Below are 16989 nucleotides of genomic sequence, written 5' to 3'. Positions count from 1 at the left end.
GAGTCTGACATCAGCAACTGCGAACTATGAACTACGAACTAAGAACTGAAGAGAGGAATTGTAGTGCCCGAAGCAGTTGATTTCATCGATCTGAGAAGCGATACCGTAACACGCCCCACGCTCGAGATGCGAGCCGCCATGGCGGCAGCCGAGGTGGGCGACGACGTCTACCGCGAGGACCCCACGATCAATCTGCTTGAAAAGCGCGCTGCCGAAATCTTCGGCAGAGAAGACGCGCTCTTTGTGCCTACGGGCACCATGGGGAACCAGATCGCGCTGCGCCTGCACACGCAGCCGGGCCAGGAAATCATCTGCGACGGCAAGGCGCACATTCTCGACTGGGAGATGGCCACAGCCGCCGCGTTTTCCGGATGCCTGGTCCGCGCCGTTCCCACGCAGGACGGAATTCTGACGTGGAACGACATCGAGCCGGTCATCTACAAGTGGGGCGGATTCCGCGCCGCCACCGGCGCCATCGAGATCGAAAACACGCACAACATGGCGGGCGGCCGCATTACGCCGCTTCCAGTTCTGGAAGAAATCTGGGCGGGAGCAAAAGAGCACAAGCTCCCGGTGCACCTTGACGGTGCGCGCATCTTCAACGCGGCGGTCGCTCTCGGTATAGACGTGAAGACGCTCACCCGCGGCTTCGACACCGTGATGTTCTGCCTGTCGAAGGGACTGTGCGCGCCGGTTGGATCGATGCTCGTGGGCTCGGCGGATGCCATGGCGAAGGCACGCATCTTCCGCAAGTCGCTTGGGGGCGGCATGCGCCAGGCCGGAGTTCTGGCCGCCGCGGGCCTGATCGCGCTGGAAGAGATGCCGAAGCGCCTGCAGGAAGACCACGCCAACGCGCGGCTGCTCGCCGAGGCACTCAACAATACCGAGGGCGTCGAAATCGACCCCGAAACGGTAGAAACCAACATCGTCATCTTCCGGGTCTCTAATGCGATTACCGAAAAGGAGCTGGTCGCCCGGCTGAAGGCGCGTGGCGTTCTGGCGAGTTCAGTTGGGCCGCAGCTCGTCCGGCTGGTCACGCATCGCGATGTGGGCCGGGGCGACTGCATGCGCGCCTGCGAGATCCTCACCGAGGAGATCGAAGCGGCGCATACTGCGACCGCCTAACATCAAACCGAGCCGCTGATCCGGGCGAAACTGATCATTGCATCTCGCCTGCATTTGGACTATCCTCCCCATGCGTTGTTCGCGCGGCCTCCCCACCGCGCGTGGGCTCTTTTTCGGGTTTCCCATTTCCCCAAAAGAGAGTAAGCCATGGAGAAAATCAAGGTCCGCATTCTGCTGATCGCGCTCGCCGTGCTTGCCTGCCCCGCGTTGGAACAAGCCCAGATCAACCTGATCTACACCTTCAACTCGCCCTATGACGCCTGCTGCCCGGTGTGGTCGAATCTCATTGCGCAGGGCCGTGACGGCAATCTCTACAGCACCATGCCCCAGGGCGTCGGCAACGTTGTCGGAAACGGAAGTTGGTTCGTGTTTCCACCCAACGGGATCCCCTTGATCCGTGGCTTCCTGACCGGAGGCCCCGTGACGCCCAATTCCGGCCTAACGCTGGGAATCGACGGAAATTTCTACGGATCCACGGAACACGGGGGCCTTGGCAACGGCGCGTACGGGACCCTGTTCAAACTCAGGGGCACGTCTCTGATCCCGGTGTATTTCTTCACCGGGACAGGTTCGGGTACCTATCCCGCGTCCGCTCCCATTCAAGGCCCGGACGGTTATCTCTACGGCACCACCTACGATGGCTCGACAGCCGGTGTCGTCTACAAAGTCGATCCAAGTGCCGGCACGCTCGTGTGGTCTCACGCGCTGCCTTCAGGCACCAAGGCGCCTCTGATTATCGCGGACGACGGCAATTTCTACGGCACCTTCCCCCATGGCGGCCTGCCCATCAACGGCGTAGCGCCCTCGAATGACAATGGTGGTGGCATTTTTCGCGTCACTCCGGGCGGTGTACTCACCGGCATCTACAACATCAATCCGCTGAATCCCAACTCCAACGGCGGCCACGGCGATGGCGGCCAGCCCTGGGGGCCCGTGATGCAGGCCAGCGATGGCGCGCTCTACGGAACCGCAAGCGATGCCGGCCAGTACAACGGGGGCACGGTCTACAGGGTTCAGCTTGACGGCTCGGGGTTCACAATCCTGCATAATTTCCAGACCGCCGATGGCGTCGACTCCGAGAGTGGACTTGTCGAAGGAGATAGCGGGTACCTCTTCGGCCTGTGCTCTGGCGGTGGCACGGCTCAGGGAGTGCAGGTGGCTGCCGGAACGATATTCAGGATGGATGTAGGGGGTATCAACTTCCTCACAATCTTCAACTTCTATCGCGCATCCGGGTCGAATGGCGTCGGCCCAGGGAGCGCGCCTTTGTCTACCCCCATGCTGCACACCAACGGCAGGATCTACGGGCTCACCTCGCATGGAGGGACGTCCCTTTGGGGCTCGATCACTTACGGGGCTTACGACGACGGAGGAGAGTTGTTCAGCATCCCGTCCGGGTCCGGCCCGATCATCTCGGTGGTAGGCAGACGCTCGGCGAACGTCAACGATCGCATCGGCATCATCGGCCAGGGACTTTCGACCGTAACAGGTGTCACCTTCGGCGGTATTGCCGCGTCCCCAGCAACCGTCAAATCCCTGAGCGACACCTACATGGAGGTGGTGGTGCCGCCTGGAGCCAGAACCGGCATTCTCCGCGTATACACTCCAACCGCGGCCTACCACACCCTCTACAGGTTCAAGATCGCCTGCAGCGGCCAGTGCGCCGGCCCGCAATAGACATAAGCGCTCACTTCGCCGAGAGCTCGCTTGCGCGCGACGGAATGTGCATGAGACCAAGTTTCGTCACGATCTCAGGCTCGACTTCTTCGAAATAGAGTTCGGCAGAGGCTGCGTGCACGCGATTGTATCCACCCACCGCGGCGATCAACCCGACCAGCACTGCTGCCATTTCGGCGAACCTCGTGCCATCGTGCAGCGCGCGCATCTCGAAGGTGCCGGCGAGAACGCCCAGGATGATCCACACGAACACCGCGCCCCAGAAGATGATCTGCACGTTCGCCTTCCCTGGCAGATACGAGCATGTAAACGGCACCTTGTCGAATTTGATGAGGGCCAACTCGACGAAAAGAATCCCGAACAGTGCAAGCATTGCGAGATGTCCAACGACTTGCAGAGCTGATCGGTAGTTCAGAGCGAGCGCAGCCGCGACGCACAGCATGGGAATGACAGAACCGGCCAGCAGCGTGGTACGCGTGGCCGCAATGTATCGTCTAGTGGGCCGCAGTTGCGTGGTGCGTAGCATCCAGTTTGCGTTGAGCGAGATGGGAAGAGCGAAAACCGCGCGCAAGCCCAGCACCGAAAGGCTCATCATCATGAGCGTCGAAATCAGGAAATCCTTGTGGATGGCTTCGGGCGCAGGCGCAAAGATCTCCCGCCGCAGGCAGGTTACGCCAATCGCTGCAATAATCGCCATGAAGAACGCGAAGACCACCCGATGGTGCCGGCTGCGTATCAGTGAACGCAACGAGAAGATCGCGATGGTGGTGCGCAGGCCGCCGAAGCGCGGCGTCCAGTGCAATCCGCCGGTCCCCGGAAGCAGGTCCGGAGCTTCGACGGTCTTTCGCATCGTGCGCATGTAGCAAAGCACTAGAGAGACGGCCGCGCCGAAGATCACGAGTGCAAGGCCTATCCAGCTGCGCCAGGCAAGCCAGAACAGTTCCCGCGGCAACGTGCCGTTGATCTGGTTGAACACTGCCAAAAACCAGTACTGCGGCAACGCGGCTAGTGTTGCGTGATTCCGCGCATCCGTGAGCAACGCAGGCGTGGTGAACGATGGCTCGAGGAAATAGACAGAAATGAACAGCCCGAAGCATCCGAGTTGCAGCGCGGCTGAAATGCGCAGGAACAGCCGTCGCGGCAGCAGTAAAGCCATCAGGCCCTGCATGGCGAGCACCGCGCAATAGAGGAACAGAGTCGCCGCGACCATGGTGATGGAGTACGCCGCCAGCACCTGAGGGAATCCGAAGATGGAGTCGTGAATCTGGCCCAATATGAGCGCAGCCACGAACCCAGGCGCCGTATTCAGCGCCAGCAGAGCGATCGCGAGCAGCGACGCGCAGGCGCAGACCTTCGCACCAAGAATCATGTGCGGCCGCACGGGAAGAGGACCCAGCACCATGGCATCGCGCCGGTCAGGGAAGATAGCATCCCAGCTTACGACCGTGATCAGTCCCGCGACCAGCATCATGGTCGATATGAGGTAGTGCTCCAGCGCCAGAGGATACTGCGCAATGGCCACATAGACGGCGAAGGCGTGGAGGAAGCTGAGCATCATCAGCACGCCCACGAACTGGCCGAGAAAGCGTGGAATGTCCGCTTCGATCGACAGGGCCTCAAGATCAATGACGCGCAGCAGGAACTGACGGTGCAGCACGCGGAACTGCAACGGCATGTGCTCGCCTAGTCGGTGCAGAAGTGCCGCAATGAGCTTACGCATCGCGCTATGCCTCGATCAGATCTGCGAAATTGCGCGCCAGTGCGGTGGAATCCTGCTCAACGGCGAGCTGCGAAAAGATCGCCTCAAGCGTGGGCAGTTCCATCAGAGAACGCAGGTGCTCAATAGAGTCATCGGCGACGAGCCTGCCGCGATGAAGGATAACCACGCGGTTGCTGATGCGCTCCACGGTGTCGAGCTCGTGCGAGCTGAACAGCACGGTTTTGCCGCGCGCGGCGAGCTGCTGGATGAGGCTGCGAAGGACCAGCGCCGACGCTACATCAAGGCCGCTGAACGGCTCGTCCAGCAGCACGAGGTCGGGATTGTGCAGCAGGGCGGCGGCGATGAGGATCTTCTGCCGCATGCCCTTCGAGTATCCAGAGATGGAAGCGTGGCGATCGTCATACAGCGAAAGCAGGCGTAGCATACCGTCGATGCGCTCCGAGGACTGGCGCGGCGGAAGATCGCGCAGTTGCGCCACCATCAGCAGGTACTCGACTCCGGAGAGATGCACGTAGAGGTGCGGCTCCTCCGGCACGTATCCCATCCGCCGCTTATAGCCGATGAGGTCGTCGTCAATGGGTTTGCCGTCGAAGAGGATGTGTCCCGCGGTTCGCTCAATCAGAGCGGTGATCATCTTCATGGTTGTCGATTTACCGGAGCCGTTCGGACCGAGGTAGCCGGTCACCTCGCCCGGTCGGGCGCAGAAGCTGACGTCATCGACCGCAGGAATTCCTGCAAAGTGCTTGGAGACACGCCGTAGTTCAAGCATGGGTAGGGCCTCGTATTTCCAGCCCTACCTATGTAGCATTCAACATACGGATTGTCAAGATGCCCGTTCGCCGTGAGAGCCGGACGGGGCGGGAGCGGCTCAGGATTCGGCGGCAGCGCGCTCCAGTTCGGCAATGTTGAATTTGGTCATCTGCATCATCGCCTGCATCGCCTTGGGGTGCTTGATGAGCTGGCCGATCTTGGCGGGCGTCACCTGCCAGCGGAGACCGAACCTGTCTTTGAGCCAGCCGCAGGCGATCTCGCTGCCGCCGCCCTCAAGGAGCTTCGACCAGTAGTAATCGATCTGCTCCTGGTTGTCGCAGTTCACCACAAACGAGACCGCCTCATTGAACTGATGGGCCGGGCCGCCGTTGAGCCCGATGAACCGCTGGCCATTGAGCTCGAACGAGATGGTGAGAACGCCGCCCTTCGGTCCAGGAGCCTCGCCTGGGTTGCGCAGTTCGTCGACTATGCGGGAATTGGGAAAGATGGAGACATAGAACTTGGCAGCCTCTTCAGCGTTCTGATCGAACCAGAGGAATGGCGTGATGGGAGCGGCAAAATTACTCATGGGGAACCTTCGGATAACGAATTTTGATTCCCAAAAAGATTACCCGATGACGGCTTCCTGCAACGGTAAAAAGTCGGCGAAGACGAATCCATCACGATGGACGATTTCGCCTGGCTCGAGCTCCAGGGCCCTGGCGAACATCGGCCCGTCATACGCGCAGGTGTGGAACTCACCTCGCTCGCCGCAGGGATCAATCTCCGGAGGCAGGTCCGACAGCAATGCTGCATCGAAATCGCGTCCTGCGAACGCAGCTGATAATTGCCGCGAATCCACGCAAACGAGCTTTGCGCGCAGCCCCTCATCAATCATTGCCCGGGCCAACTCGCCGGTGGGGATCTGCCATAACGGAAATAGCGGCTCCAGGCCGGTACCGGCCAACTGGCGCTCTCGATAGGCGCGCACATCCGGGAGAAAGAGGTCGCCGAAAGCGACAGCGTCGATTTGCTCGCGCCTCGCACGCGCGCAAGCTTCCGCCATCCGCGCTTCATAAATTTCATTAGGGCAGGGCCAGGGCAGCGGCACTGTCCAGAGCGGCACACCCGCGGCTTCTGCCTGTGCTTCCAGTACCGCGCGGCGGGTGCCATGCATCGCCACGCGATCGAACTGAGTGTTGATCGTGGTGAGCAGGCCGACAACTTCTACGCCACTCGCCTGGCGCAGAACGTGCAGCGCCCACGCACAGTCTTTGCCACTGCTCCACGAGAGAAGAACGCGTTTCATGCGGAGATGATCTCAGAACATTTTGCGATAGACGACAAAGCCGCTCTTCTCGGCGACTTTGTCGTACAGGCGCATTGCGGTGGCGTTGGTTTCGTGAGTATGCCAGTACACGCGCGGACAGCCGGCGTGGTCGGCATGGCGGTAGACCTCTGCGATGAGCGCGGCGCCAACGCCTTGGCCGCGCGCCGAGTCGAGCGTGAACAGGTCCTGCAGATAGCAGTTGGGTGCGATCGAGATAGTGCTGCGGTGAAAGAGATAGTGAGCAAGACCAACCAGCTTGTCGTCTTGCTCTGCTACCAGCGCATGCATGGGCTCCAACGCATCGAAGAACCGAGACCAGGTTTGCAGCGTGATGCGATCGGGCAGAGCCGTCGCCCCGTGGCGGCCATAAAACGTGTTGTAGCCATCCCACAACGGCTTCCACTGGTCATAATCAGCGGGTACCACGGAGCGGATGTTGAGCATGCGTCCTCAGCTGATTTCGAACACGTCCCTGGCGGATGCTGCTGCGGCTTCGGCGCGTTCCATCAACTTCTGCGCAGCATCATAGAACCCCGTGGCCTGCGGGCTCTTGGGACCAGCCAGCGCGACCGGCAAACCCTTGTCGCCGCCTTCGCGAATGGCGGGGATCAGCTCAATCGATCCCAGGAAAGGAATGTTGAACTGCTTTGCCGTCCTCTCCGCTCCGCCCTTCGAAAAGATGTCGATCACTTCATGGCAATGCGGGCAGGTGAAGTGGCTCATGTTCTCGACGATGCCGAGCACTTCCACGTTGACCTGCGCAAACATCTCCAGAGCCTTGCGAGCGTCCTGCAGGCTCACGTCGCTGGGCGTCGAGACAACCACCGCGCCGGTGAGCGGAACCGTCTGTACAAGCGAGATCACCACGTCGCCAGTGCCCGGGGGCAGATCGACGATGAGGTAATCGAGCTCGCCCCAGTTCACCTGCTGCAGAAACTGGCGGATGATCTGGTGCAGCATGGGGCCGCGCATCACCAGCGGCTTGTCGCCTGGCGAAATGTAGCCGATGGAGATCGTCTTGAGCCCGTGCGTCTCGTTCGGCTCAATAATGTTGCCGGCGCCCACTTTGGGCGACTGGCTCGAACCCATCATCAGCGGCACGTTGGGCCCGTAGATGTCTGCATCGATCAGACCAACGCGCTGGCCCAGCTTCGACAGAGCAATAGCGAGGTTGACGGCCACGGTGGTTTTGCCCACGCCGCCCTTGCCCGAACCCACTGCGATGATCTTGGAAACGCCCGGCAAAGCCACGGGCTGAGGCATGGCATGTCCATGCGCCATAAGCTTGGTACTCCTTTGGGAATTCCACTTTCGTGCGGGAATTCGATCGATCAGAGACGAGCGTCTCTCCGCGCAAACTGCGCGAAAGGATCTACTCAAAGTCTACAGGACCGCGCGACTCTTCCGTCCCGATCGCGCGACTAGCTGCCGGCCTGGTCCGCGGCCGCCGATACCTTCCTCGCCGCTTTCCGTCGGGCATGTTCGCTTTCGCGGTGTTCGCGGCGAAGCAGGGCATCATGCCACCGGCGCTCCTCGTGGGCGGTCACGGGCTTCAGTTCCGGCACGCGCACACGCCGTCCGTTCTGATCCACCGCTACAAACACCAGATAGGCGCTCGCCACGTGCAGCATCACCTGTGTCTGGGTGTTTTCCACCCACACCTTCACGCCCACTTCCATCGATGTGGAAAACGCGCGGTTCACGCTCGACTTGAGCGTGAGCAGGTCGCCCACGTGCACCGGCTGGATGAAGTCGATATGATCCATGGCCGCCGTAACCACGTGAGTACGCGAATGACGATAGGCCGCCATGGCTCCAACCAGATCGATGAAGTGCATGAGCCGGCCGCCAAGCAGATTTCCAAGAACATTGGCATCGTTCGGTAGAACGATCTCGTTCATCTCCGACTGCGATTCGGCGACGCTACGCGCCATTGTGGGAATGCTTTCCGTCGAACTCATCTTGTGCCGGCTCCAATCTTTAGCGGCGGCCAACCCGGAAACCCTCAGTCCAGCTACAATGGAACCACGGGAGCCGATCAGCGGGGCCACTTTAGTTCCAGTGTCGGCAATCGCCCTTCTATAACGCAAATCTCACAGGTGGCCGAGCTTTCTAAATGAGCACTATGGACAAAATTGCAGGTCTAAAAGAGATTCTTGCCCTGGATCCCAAGAACAGCTTCGCGCGCTACGGAATAGCCGTGGAGTTGGCCAATCGCGGCGAAACGGACGCGGCCATGGCCGAGTTCGATCAACTGCTCCAGAAGGACCCCGACTACACAGCCGGCTACTTCATGGCGGCCCAGACGCTCTCAAAGGCGGGGCGTACCCACGAAGCCATTGCCCGACTCAAGGACGGCATCAGTTGCGCCGCCCGGACCGGCAACCGCCATGCTCTGAGTGAGATGCAAGCGATGCTCGACGAACTGCAAGGCTAAATCTCCCGCGGCCGGTGCCAACCGGCCCTTCTCCCTCTAAATTTCGGTAAATCCTTTGAATTTGACGCGCGTCTATACTATTGATATGCCGAAGTATTCCATCGTAGTGCCCTTCCACAACGAAGAAGAGAACGTCACCGCGCTTTACGATCGCCTCAAGCAGGTGATGGAGCAGGTTGGCGACTCCTTCGAGCTCGTCTTTGTGGACGACGGCTCCAGCGACCGCACCTACAAGCTTCTTGAAGAGATTGCCGCGGTCGACAGCCGGGTCCTGGTTGTCAAGCTGCGCCGCAACTTCGGCCAGACTGCCGGCCTTGCCGCCGGATTCGACCACGCTTCGGGCGAGTTCATCCTCTCCATGGACGGCGACTTGCAGCACGATCCCGACGAGATCCCCAACTTCCTCGAAAAGCTCGAGGAGGGCTACGACGTCGTCTCCGGCTGGCGCGAGAAGCGCATTGACAACTTCGTCATGCGCCGCATCCCTTCAAAGATCGCCAACTGGCTAATGGCCAAGCTTTCGGGCGTCGACATTCACGACTTCGGCACCACCTTCAAGGCATATCGCCGCGAGGTCATCCACAACATCCCGCTCTACGGCGAAATGCACCGGTTCATCCCGGCGCTGGCCGCCTGGTACGGCGCGTCGATCTGCGAGATTCCGATCAAGAACGTGAACCGCCTGCGCGGCAAGAGCCATTACGGCATCGGCCGCACCTTCCGCGTGTTCTTCGATCTGCTGACCATCCGGTTCCTGATCAAGTACATGAGCCGGCCGCTGCACTTCTTCGGCTCGTTCGGCGCCATCAGCATCCTGCTGGGCACCATCTTTTCAGCCACGCTGCTGGGCATGAAGATCTTCAATCCGCACGCCAACATCATGGATCAGCACGCGCCGCTGTTCGTTATCGCCGGCGTGCTCATCCTCGCAGGCGTCCAGCTTCTCGCGCTCGGACTGCTGGGCGAACTCCAGGTGCGGCACTACTACAGCTCGCAGCACAACACGCCCTACGCGATCGACCGCCTGGTGCGGCTCCGCGCCCCCGAAGAGCCCAGCATCCTCAGCGACAGGGACTAAGAAGCAAGGGACAGGCAACAGGGATCAGAAAACAAGGCCCGCTCGGAATTCTGAGCGGGCCTTTCTGTTTCTGCCTTCGCCACTCTGCCGTTCTTTCGCTTTGTCCTTTTGTCCCTTGTCCCTCTGTCCCTTTGTCCCTGTTTTGTGCGTTATCCTTGCCGTGTTATGAAAGCCATCCAGATTCGTGAAACGGGAGGGCCCGAAGTCCTCCAGCTGGTTGATCTTCCCATCCCCGTGCCCGGGCCCGGACAGGTGCTGATCCGCGTCGAGTCCGTCGGGATGAACTTCATCGAAATCTACTTCCGCAAAGGCCAGTACAAGGCGACCCTGCCCATGACTCCGGGCAGTGAAGCGGCGGGCACCGTGGAGGAGTGCGGCCCCGGCGTCAACGGCTGCGGCTTCAAGCCCGGCGACACGGTGGCTGCCGTCGGCGTGCTGGGCAGCTACGCCGAATACGCTTTGGTTCCGGCAGCGCAGCTCATCAAGGTGCCAGACGGCGTGACGCCCGAGCAGGCCGCCGCCGCGATGTTGCAAGGCATGACCGCGCACTATCTCGCCTATTCGACTTGGCCGCTGAAGTCCGGCGAGACGTGCCTCATCCACGCAGGAGCCGGAGGTGTCGGCCTGTTGCTCACCCAGATGGCCGCAAAGATCGGCGCACGCGTCATCACCACGGTCTCCACGGAGGAGAAGGCGGAACTCTCGCGCGAAGCCGGCGCCAGCGACGTCATCGTCTATTCGCAGCAGGATTTCGTCGCCGAAGTGAAGCGCCTGACAAACAACAAGGGCGTGGACGTGGTCTATGACTCCGTGGGCAAGACGACGTTCGATGGCAGCCTGAACTGCCTCCGGCCGCGTGGCTTGATGGCGCTGTTCGGCGGGTCGAGCGGCGCGGTGCCGCCCTTCGATCTCATCCAGCTCAGCGGCAAAGGTTCGCTCTTCCTCACGCGGCCTACGCTTTGGCACTACATCTCAACGCGCGACGAATTGGAGAAGCGCGCCGGCGACGTTCTCAACTGGGTCAAGTCCGGCGACCTCAAGCTGCGCATGGAGCACATGTATCCACTGACAGAAGCGGGCCAGGCGCAGTCCGACATGGAGAATCGCCGCACGACGGGCAAGATCCTGCTCGAACCGTGAACGACTGCCGGTAGCTCGCAGCCGGTAGCCGCAGCTTCATCTGTGCAACCGACGAGCTACCGGCTCCGAGCTACCGGCTGCAGGCTCCAACATGTCCTCCATCTCCCTCTCTCCCACTGACCACGTATTCGTCCTCACCGGCGCCGGCATCTCCGCCGAGAGCGGCCTGCCTACGTTTCGCGCTTCGGACGGACTCTGGGCCGGGCACCGCGTTGAGGATGTCTGCACGCCCGAGGCGCTCTCGGAGAATCCCGCGCTGGTTTGGGAGTTCTATTCGCAGCGCCGTGCGCAGGGTTCAACGGCGAACCCAAATCCGGCGCACGTGGCGCTGGCTCAGCTTGAAGCGAAGCTCGGCGACCGATTCTTTCTCTGCACGCAGAATGTAGACGACCTGCACGAGCGCGCCGGTTCGCAGCGTCTGGTCCATATGCATGGAGAGCTGGCCAAGTCGCGCTGCGAGGACGACTGCGGCCGCCCTCCCGTCCCCGACACCGCCGTCTACAAAAGTCTCGACGAAGTTCCGCGCTGCGCTTGCGGCGCGCGACTCCGCCCCCACATCGTCTTCTTTGGCGAGATCCCTCTCGAGATGGACCGCATCCAGCGCGAGATCGACCGCGCGACAGTGATGGTCGTCATCGGCACCTCAGGTTCCGTCTATCCCGCAGCCAACTTCGTCAACTGGGCTCGCCACAACGGCGCGCGCACCATCTACATCGGCCCCGAGCGCCCGCTGAACGCGCAGGCCTTCACGACAATCGTCGAGGGCAAGGCGGGCGAAGTCATGCCGGGATTGTTCCATGTGGAATAGGACTATTCGCCGTTCGGTAGAGCGAGCCGCTCACATCATTCTTCAACACCCAGAGGAAGACGACGTCGTGCTCTTTCAGCGGTTGGTATCGGAGGAGTTCGGCCGGGATACTGCAGCGCGCATAGTCGAATTCCTTCCAATAGCGTGTACCCGAGCGTGGCTTAGGGATTCTGGCGTTACGTTCTCGGAGTTCTTTGAACGTGGGCGCGAACAGGATACGCGGATCAGAGGATTGCTGAAGAAGGAGAGCGTCTTCATCGCATGTGCTGAACTTGCGCGCACTTGGCTTCGAACTGCGGAGCGCGCGGAGATGGTGCATACGATTGCTCTGCGCAGTGGCGAATTCCATGTGATCAATGAATTCCTGAATTGCGGATCGAAATTGAAAGATCTGGTGCTTACGCCGCCGCTGTTCCTCTGGAATGAAGACGGTCCGAAATCGTAATCGCGTCAAGGGCCGCCATCCGTGCATCCTTAGTCTTTCCTTGCCCCCTCAGAACCTAAACCTGTACCTCACCTCTCCCGTCACCATCCGCGGATCGTTGTAATGAAACCCACCCACCGTCACCGAGTTATCCAGCAGCACGCGATGGTTCGTCACGTTCATCATGCTTGCCGACAGCTTCCAGTTCTCGCCCACATTCCATCCACCCGAAACATCGAACGTCGTATGCGCCGGCAGATACGCGCCCTGGTAAGGTCCCACGCCTGACCCGGCCAGCCCGTTCACAAACCCCGACCCGTAATACACATTCGAAGCGAACCACGTGCGCGCGGGCAGCGCAAGATTGATGCCCGTGTTCAGTGTGTGCCTCTGGTCGTGATCCACAGGCTCGTAATCCGGCCCATCACTGCAGGCGGGATCGTTGGGCAGCGTGCAAGTGTATCCGCCAGTAACAGGACCGCGCTGCTCGGCGATCTGGTTAGAGTAGGCAAGGTGAAACTGCCCGCGGTGCGCGATCTGCGGCGAGCGCAGCGCCATCTCCCACGCGCGCACCAGCGCTCCGTCGACAGAGATAGGGAAGTACAGGTTCGACTCACCCAGGCTGGCGTGATCCAGAAAGTTGTTGATGCGGTTGTGGAATGTGTCCACATCGAGCGACCAGCCGTGCCACGGAATCAGGACGCCGAACTGGTGCTCCTCATCGCGCTCTGACGGCACCGGCACAAACGTGTTGGCCCCATCGGGCTGGCCCTGCACGTAATTGAGCATCGAACTCGAAACCGTCAGGACCGGCGCAGGCTGAAAGAATCGCCCGTAGAACCCGCGCAAGACCCAGTGCAGATGCGGAATCTCCACCGTTGCCCCAACCCGCGGATACACCGCATTCTCATCCAGCCCCGCATGGTAGTTGGACACGCGCAGCCCGCCCAGCAGCGTCACATATTTCCCAATGTGCAAATGATCGGAAGCATGCAATTCAACAATGCCGGCCGTGGTGCTCGCCGGCGTATTCGGCTCGCTCGCACCTGACCCATCGTTCACCTTCAGCCCATACAAATCGTTCTCCCACTGCGCGAAAGAATACAGTCCGCCGGAGAAATTGTTCGGCCCCGCATTCACACGCACATCCGCCTGCGCGCCGGCGTAGTTCGACTGCTGATGCCACGTCGTTGCCACCGGAAGATCCGTCGCCTCCGAGTCGTAATTTGCCTGGTTGAAGTGCCAGAACGGAGCCACCTCAAACAGCGCCTTCGACGAGAGCGTGTGCACCCAGTTAGCGATCACGAACGAGTCGCGCTCCTTCTGCACATCCCGCAGCCCATAAGAGGAGTAATAGCCCGTCTGCTGCCAGTCGTCGGGATTCGGATCGTACGGCACCTGGAAGAAGTCCTGCCGATACTGTGCTGTGAGCCGAAGCTGATCGCTGCTCGTCTGGTTCCGAATCAGCGTAAGGAATCCGCTGCCGGAGTTGGTCGCGTCATGCAGCACTTCGGGCACCGGCGTCTGCAGCCCATAATCAGACCGCGATCCGGTCGCGCTGGCGTACCAGGCGGTCTTCGCGCTGTGATCGCCGAACGAAAGTTGCGCCTCGCCCGTCTTGAAGTTGCCGCCGGTCAGCAGAAGCTCGCCCTGATGATCGAACTCGAATCCGTTACGCGGCAGCACGTCAAACACGCCGTACGTGCGATCGCCCACGTCCGCCGCATAGCTGCCGCGTTGCACCTCAAGCTGATCGATATCCTTGGGATCGATCTGAGGCCCCAGATTCGAAGCAATCTTCGTGTTCGGAATCGAAATGCCGTCGATCAGCCAGCTCGTCTGGTGTCCCCCGCGGATGTGCAGCATGTCGTGCGTCATATACGAGCCCGGCACGTAATCCGTAATCATCTGCATGCCGAGCGTGCGTCCTGCCCCCGGCGTCGTCTCGATCTGCTCCCGCGAAATAAGCGTCGTCGGAGTCACGGTGTCAGTCGCAATCGAGTCCGACGCATGCACCTCCACCGTCTGCGTGGAACCTTCCACCTCCAGCGGAATGTGCACAACGGGGTTGGTCCCCGACGCCACCATAATCCTCTGTGAGACGGTCGCGAATCCCGCAGCCGTCACTTCCAACTGGTAGGTTCCAATCGGCACGTTTGCGAACACAAAGCCGCCATCGGACCCCGTGACAGCTGACAAATTGAAATCAGATTCGGACGCTTTCAGCGCAACAGCAGCGCCCGCAACAGGCCTGTGCTGCGGATCGTGAACGATGCCGTTGATCGTAGCGAACACCGTAGCGAACGCCGGCGATCCCGCTGCCAGCAGCAGACAAAAGATAAAGATAAGAACAAGGGGAAGACGTTTCACCTGGAACCCGACCTCACTGATGAAAGCGAAAACGCGCGCAGCATCACGCCACCGCGTCGAAAAAGCATTCTCAAAGGGGAAGTGACGGAGGATTAGAGGAGAGTGGGAGGTCCGCGATTGCCCTCGGTCCAGGCACGCCGCAGCGTAACAGTCTGAGACTCAGCAGGTATCCCGGCGCTTTCGATCGGCTGCGCAACTCCAATGCCGGTCGAAGGCGTGTACACCCCGACCCTTGCCACAGAGCCGCGATGATACTGCGGGCAGCGCGAGGGTGCAGAAACCACGTGCCCGTTACCGGCCTGCTCGGCCAGCGCCATCATGCAGTGATGCATTCCATGCCGCCGGCAGCACGCCGGCAACTGCGACTCCTCGCTGCCCGGCAGCAGGGCGTTCAGCGGCCCCAGGCTGCACAACAGGAGGATCACGATGGATACAAAACGCCGCATCTTCCCTTGATCCTACAACGAAAGCGCCTGCCTTGGCCTTGACGACTCAGGTATCATCGGCACATCACCGCTTTTCAACCGCGTTCGATCAAGGGAGTGCCTGTGTCTCAAGGAATGGTTCAGTCAGACCCCGCGCTGGAGTCCCGCGGACTCCGCCCGCTGCGTATCGCCATCTTCGGATTCGGTACGGTGGGCAGTTCCGTAGCGCGCATCGTGGCCGAATGTAAGCCCGAGGGCCTGCAACTGACGCACGTCTTCAATCGCAACGTGGCCCGCAAACGCGCCGATTGGGCCGGCCCGTCGGTTGTGTGGAGCGAAGACGCCGACGCCGTCCTCGCCTCGGATGCCGACGTGATCGTCGAGCTGATGGGCGGCCTTGACCCTGCTGGCGGTTTCATCCGCCGTGCGTTGGAAGCCGGCAAGAGCGTCGTCACCGCCAACAAAAAGCTCATCGCCTTTCACGGAGTTGAACTGGAGCGGCTCGCCGCCAGGCACGGCGGCCACCTGAAATATGGCGCTGCCGTAGCAGGCGGAATTCCGGTCATCCCCGGCGTTGAGCAGGGTCTGGCCGGTGATCGCATCGAGAAGATCGAGGGCATTCTCAACGGCACTTGCAACTTCATCCTCAGCAAGATGGATGCCGGTGCGGAATACGCGCCCGTCCTTGCCGAGGCGCAGGCCAAAGGCTATGCGGAAGCCGACCCGACCGAAGACGTGGGCGGATTCGATGCCCGCGCCAAACTCGCGATCCTGATGCGCTTGGCCATGCGCGTGGAGGTCGATCCTGACGAAATTGTTCCGCGACCCATCACCGAGGTCACTGCCGTGGACTTCAGCTACGCCAGAGATCTTGGCTGCACCATCCGCCAGGTCGCCCGTGCGCAGAAGACCAATGGCAATGTGGCGGCTACAGTCGGCCCTACGCTGATCGATCTGCACTCGCCCATGGCGTGGTCGCGCGGCACCGAGAACATGGTCATTCTCAGCGGCCACTACGGCGGCGATGTCGTTTTCTCCGGCCACGGCGCCGGCGGGCACCCCACCGCGGTCGCCGTCGTCAGCGACCTGGTCGCTCTGGCCCACGGATCCCGGCGCGTAGAGATCCCGTCGCAGAAAGCCAAGGTGGAAGCCGAGTTCGACGTACCGCATTACATCCGCTTCCTGGTGAATGACCGGCCCGGCATCGTCCACGAGATCACTGGTGCGCTGGCGCGCGAGAGCATCAACATTCGCGCCATCGTCCAGAAGGCGGGCTATCCGGCGAATGCGCTGCCCTTCGTCGTCACCGTGGAACCGTGCAAATCCTCGGCGCTGCAGCGCGCCCTCGCGTCGATACGTACAATGGATTGCCTGCTCGAGCCGCCCCTCGATCTGCAGATGCTCGAGTAGGCCACGGACCATGCAAACGGGTGTTCACAACTGACCACTGACAACTGATCACTGACAACTGTATTTGGAGGCTTGGCTCGAATGATCGAAACAACCTATCGATGTGAAATTTGCGGTGAAGAGAGCCAGCAGCCAGTGCGGTGGTTCGTGATTCATTGCGGCGATGCGCAACTTGCGATTCACCGCTGGACAAAGGAGACCGCCGACGCGCCGAATGCACGCCACTACTGCGGCGAAGCGCATGCTCAGGTTTACATCAGCCGCTGGTTCCAGACCTTCTGCGGTTGATCGTGCT

Annotated in this window: 18 protein-coding genes; 9 read left to right on the top strand and 9 right to left on the bottom strand. The window is 60.9% G+C overall.

Features of this window, described 5'->3' with window-relative positions:
* The first annotated feature begins 63 nt into the window (after positions 1–63).
* Both MOP44_RS24850 and MOP44_RS24845 read left to right on the top strand, forming a co-directional pair.
* Positions 64–1125 (top strand): threonine aldolase family protein, encoded by a 1062-nt coding sequence (locus MOP44_RS24850; protein WP_260793176.1) that lies wholly within the window; start codon positions 64–66, stop codon positions 1123–1125.
* Positions 1126–1272: 147 nt separating this feature from the next.
* Positions 1273–2802, top strand: coding sequence for a choice-of-anchor tandem repeat GloVer-containing protein (locus tag MOP44_RS24845; RefSeq protein WP_260793174.1), 1530 nt, complete (start codon positions 1273–1275; stop codon positions 2800–2802).
* Between the two features lie 10 nt (positions 2803–2812).
* Here the strand turns inward: MOP44_RS24845 and MOP44_RS24840 are convergent, their stop codons facing one another.
* The 7 genes from MOP44_RS24840 to MOP44_RS24810 form a co-directional block, all read right to left on the bottom strand.
* Entirely contained in the window at positions 2813–4522 is a 1710-nt protein-coding gene (locus MOP44_RS24840; protein ID WP_260793172.1) for a hypothetical protein, read from the bottom strand.
* Between the two features lie 4 nt (positions 4523–4526).
* Entirely contained in the window at positions 4527–5291 is a 765-nt protein-coding gene (locus MOP44_RS24835; protein WP_260793170.1) for an ABC transporter ATP-binding protein, read from the bottom strand.
* Between the two features lie 99 nt (positions 5292–5390).
* Positions 5391–5861, bottom strand: a complete 471-nt coding sequence (locus MOP44_RS24830) for a VOC family protein (protein WP_260793168.1) — start codon at positions 5859–5861, stop codon at positions 5391–5393.
* A 39-nt stretch (positions 5862–5900) separates the two neighbouring features.
* On the bottom strand, positions 5901–6581 hold the full coding sequence (locus MOP44_RS24825; protein WP_260793166.1) for an adenine nucleotide alpha hydrolase: 681 nt from the start codon (positions 6579–6581) through the stop codon (positions 5901–5903).
* 12 nt (positions 6582–6593) lie between these two features.
* Positions 6594–7046 (bottom strand): GNAT family N-acetyltransferase, encoded by a 453-nt coding sequence (locus MOP44_RS24820; RefSeq protein ID WP_260793165.1) that lies wholly within the window; start codon positions 7044–7046, stop codon positions 6594–6596.
* Positions 7047–7052: 6 nt separating this feature from the next.
* Positions 7053–7883 carry an Mrp/NBP35 family ATP-binding protein gene (locus MOP44_RS24815; RefSeq protein ID WP_260793163.1) on the bottom strand — a complete coding sequence of 277 codons (831 nt, stop codon included), beginning with the start codon at positions 7881–7883 and terminating at the stop codon, positions 7053–7055.
* Positions 7884–8023: 140 nt separating this feature from the next.
* Positions 8024–8563 (bottom strand): acyl-CoA thioesterase, encoded by a 540-nt coding sequence (locus MOP44_RS24810; protein WP_260793161.1) that lies wholly within the window; start codon positions 8561–8563, stop codon positions 8024–8026.
* Between the two features lie 164 nt (positions 8564–8727).
* Here MOP44_RS24810 and MOP44_RS24805 point away from each other — a divergent pair, with 164 nt between their 5' ends.
* From MOP44_RS24805 to MOP44_RS24785, 5 genes are all read left to right on the top strand, one after another.
* Positions 8728–9039, top strand: a complete 312-nt coding sequence (locus MOP44_RS24805) for a tetratricopeptide repeat protein (RefSeq protein ID WP_260793159.1) — start codon at positions 8728–8730, stop codon at positions 9037–9039.
* An 85-nt stretch (positions 9040–9124) separates the two neighbouring features.
* Entirely contained in the window at positions 9125–10117 is a 993-nt protein-coding gene (locus MOP44_RS24800; protein ID WP_260793157.1) for a glycosyltransferase family 2 protein, read from the top strand.
* A 165-nt stretch (positions 10118–10282) separates the two neighbouring features.
* A complete protein-coding gene (locus tag MOP44_RS24795) occupies positions 10283–11257 on the top strand; it encodes a quinone oxidoreductase family protein (RefSeq protein ID WP_260793155.1) in 975 nt (324 codons plus the stop codon).
* A 91-nt stretch (positions 11258–11348) separates the two neighbouring features.
* Positions 11349–12065: an SIR2 family NAD-dependent protein deacylase gene (locus MOP44_RS24790; protein ID WP_260793153.1), complete on the top strand. Its 717-nt coding sequence runs from the start codon at positions 11349–11351 to the stop codon at positions 12063–12065.
* Positions 12066–12375: 310 nt separating this feature from the next.
* Positions 12376–12510: a hypothetical protein gene (locus MOP44_RS24785; protein WP_260793151.1), complete on the top strand. Its 135-nt coding sequence runs from the start codon at positions 12376–12378 to the stop codon at positions 12508–12510.
* 48 nt (positions 12511–12558) lie between these two features.
* Here the strand turns inward: MOP44_RS24785 and MOP44_RS24780 are convergent, their stop codons facing one another.
* Together MOP44_RS24780 and MOP44_RS24775 are read right to left on the bottom strand one after the other, a co-directional pair.
* On the bottom strand, positions 12559–14859 hold the full coding sequence (locus MOP44_RS24780) for a TonB-dependent receptor (protein ID WP_260793149.1): 2301 nt from the start codon (positions 14857–14859) through the stop codon (positions 12559–12561).
* 92 nt (positions 14860–14951) lie between these two features.
* On the bottom strand, positions 14952–15305 hold the full coding sequence (locus MOP44_RS24775; RefSeq protein WP_260793148.1) for a hypothetical protein: 354 nt from the start codon (positions 15303–15305) through the stop codon (positions 14952–14954).
* 114 nt (positions 15306–15419) lie between these two features.
* Between MOP44_RS24775 and MOP44_RS24770 the strand changes: the two genes are divergently transcribed.
* Together MOP44_RS24770 and MOP44_RS24765 are read left to right on the top strand one after the other, a co-directional pair.
* Positions 15420–16694: a homoserine dehydrogenase gene (locus MOP44_RS24770; protein ID WP_260793146.1), complete on the top strand. Its 1275-nt coding sequence runs from the start codon at positions 15420–15422 to the stop codon at positions 16692–16694.
* An 81-nt stretch (positions 16695–16775) separates the two neighbouring features.
* Positions 16776–16982 (top strand): hypothetical protein, encoded by a 207-nt coding sequence (locus MOP44_RS24765; protein WP_260793144.1) that lies wholly within the window; start codon positions 16776–16778, stop codon positions 16980–16982.
* Positions 16983–16989 lie beyond the last annotated feature (7 nt).

Origin of the sequence: Occallatibacter riparius (assembly GCF_025264625.1) — a bacterium.
GTDB classification, from domain to species: Bacteria; Acidobacteriota; Terriglobia; order Terriglobales; family Acidobacteriaceae; genus Telmatobacter; species Telmatobacter riparius.
Note: the sequence above shows the minus strand (reverse complement) of the source record. Positions and strands in the feature narration are given on the sequence as shown.